The sequence below is a fragment of the Bradyrhizobium sp. Mp27 genome (assembly GCF_029953005.1).
Classification (GTDB): Bacteria; Pseudomonadota; Alphaproteobacteria; order Rhizobiales; family Xanthobacteraceae; genus Bradyrhizobium; species Bradyrhizobium barranii.
Genome location: NZ_JASAUS010000424.1, coordinates 1 through 2141 on the forward strand (window position 1 = coordinate 1; position 2141 = coordinate 2141).

Consider the following 2141-nt stretch of genomic DNA (forward strand, 5'->3'; position numbering starts at 1 on the left):
CGCGCCACCGCGCGTTCCTTCACCAAGCCCATCGAGCACCCCGCACTTCCGAATCAGGTGCTCAACAACGAATCACAACAGATTCTACTGATTCAAGATTTCGGCCGCGGCCCCCCGCTCAAATCCGACGTCAAATGTGGGTAATTGAAAGGTTCGCGAGACGCTTACATCTTGTCCTTCAGCGACAGGTGTGCGACCCGGGCATCCCTCGCGCAGGGCACGCGCCGCAAGAAACCCTTTTGTCCAAGGATTGTCGATCGTGTCGTGACAAATGGCGGATCGAGCTTCATCAATTTCGCGACGACGTTACCCCTCGTCGTCCAGATCCGAGACGGCCATCAACACCAGCAGTTGTGGCACGGTAATGCCAAGCGGGTTGGCCGAATGTGGCGAATATCCTCGAGACACACATTTGATGGACCTGATCTCCCACATGAGCTGCCGGACCTCGTGCCCGCTCTCGGCAGAGCCAATTCTGGTTTGTGTTGTCGGCGAGGCGATTCTGGCGCCATCAATGTTAGAAGCTCCATCCTCAAACTTGCTATGTTTGAGTAGGAATCAAGCGCAAATGCTGTTCGGCTCTTCGCTCCGCGCAGCAATACCGTGGTCGGCAAGTCGTCTCGATATGAACTGCAGAGGAGAATCGGAAAGCCTGTGCGACGTTGTTACCCTATCAGCTCTTTTGTTGGAATCGCGGACTGAGACGAGGCATAGGCGCCTGAAATGAGCTTGTAACAACAACATGCCCTTTTCTCGAGGCACTTGGGTTCATCAATCTGCAAGACACCGCGCATCTTGCGGATCAGCCCTCGTTCTTCGAATCGGCTTAGAGTCTGCGTTACCCCAGCGCGACGAAGTCCCAAGACAGACGAAAGGTAGTCTTGGGTAACTGGCAGCGCACGAACGTCAGCAGCATCACTCGCCAAACAAAGCCAGCTCGCGAGCCTCTGTTCACGATCGTGCCGAACCCCGCATAATCCTGTCTGAACGCACTGAAATGTCAGCGCTTGAACGTACTCAAAGAGATGCTCTCGGATCTCAGGACGCTCTTTTAACCAGCCGGCGCAATTCGTCAACACGGATCCTGTGCGCGCTTCCGGGAAAGAACACCACAGATTGATGCGTCGAAAGATGTCCTCCCCACAAGAACGAAGCACCGACCACACCCCGATATCCTATGACAGCCGTTTCAAGCATGCTCCCCGCCGCGACAACCCTTAGCGAGACGAGGCCCGACTCCACGAAGTAGACGTGCTCTACATACCTTTTCGGTTCTTGCAGAGCCATACGCTCTTTCAGGACGATCGGCTCAAGGCACTCCCCCAATACCGCGAGGCCGTCCGGAGAAATTCTGGACAGGATAGCATTTCTGACAGGGGGCCGCGTAGTAGGACGGAGGCTATCGGGCCGACAAAGCGTCGGCTGTGTGCCGGTAACTCCTGCGAGAGCGGGGTCTCCCGAGCTGTCCCGCGGTTCAAGGACGGCTGGCACCCGATTGGTCATAGTGCAGTCCGTCTCATAGCGTGGAAGCACAAGATTGCAATTCGGATCGACCCTCGAGCCGAGACAAAGCGCGAGAAACAGGCCGTCACGGACTAAAATGCCTCAAGGACCACTTTCGATTGATTGGCAAATCTGCCGACGACCAAAAGACTCATCCAGGTGTCTTTCGCTAAAACAAGAATTTCCGAGCAGCAGCATCGAGACGATCCGTTCACCCCCTCGCCGCACCAATTCTCAAGTTCCAAGTGCCTTGCCCATTTACGACCGCGATGATTGCAAGCGAAATACCCGCCGCTATCAGCCCATATTCTATGTCAGTAGCCCCGGGCTCATCGCGTAAAAAGTGTACTAGCGTTTTCACGGTGCGTGCCCTTCTAAGGTCTAACGCTCGGGATTTACCGGCAATTTGGTAAAGCCGGCAGGCTCTCATTCGAGAATCCGCTTGGTGTGGCGCCAAAACTTCGTACGGAACGTACAAATGCGCGCACACTTTGCAAAGTCGCGGTGGACCTCTCGTCGTCCAGTTACTAGGGTCCAGACTCAATTGAGCCAATATGCGACGAGAGCGGCGAGATGAACAGCGGCCCAAAAATTACGGGCGAGCTTGTCATATCGCGTGGCGATGCGCCGGAAGTCCT

The 2141-nt window shown here is 55.4% G+C and carries 3 protein-coding genes and 1 pseudogene; all 4 read right to left on the minus strand.

Translation table 11 applies throughout. From position 1 onward, the window contains the following. Positions 1–164 precede the first annotated feature (164 nt). Entirely contained in the window at positions 165–290 is a 126-nt protein-coding gene (locus QJT78_RS53425; protein WP_224517566.1) for a hypothetical protein, read from the minus strand. Positions 291–665: 375 nt separating this feature from the next. Then, positions 666–1166 carry a helix-turn-helix domain-containing protein gene (locus QJT78_RS50540; protein ID WP_309249040.1) on the minus strand — a complete coding sequence of 167 codons (501 nt, stop codon included), beginning with the start codon at positions 1164–1166 and terminating at the stop codon, positions 666–668. A gap of 548 nt (positions 1167–1714) precedes the next feature. Beyond that, positions 1715–1864, minus strand: coding sequence for a Flp family type IVb pilin (locus QJT78_RS50545; RefSeq protein ID WP_080586945.1), 150 nt, complete (start codon positions 1862–1864; stop codon positions 1715–1717). A gap of 179 nt (positions 1865–2043) precedes the next feature. Further along, positions 2044–2141 (minus strand): annotated as a pseudogene (locus QJT78_RS50550) (IS5/IS1182 family transposase); the annotation flags it as partial.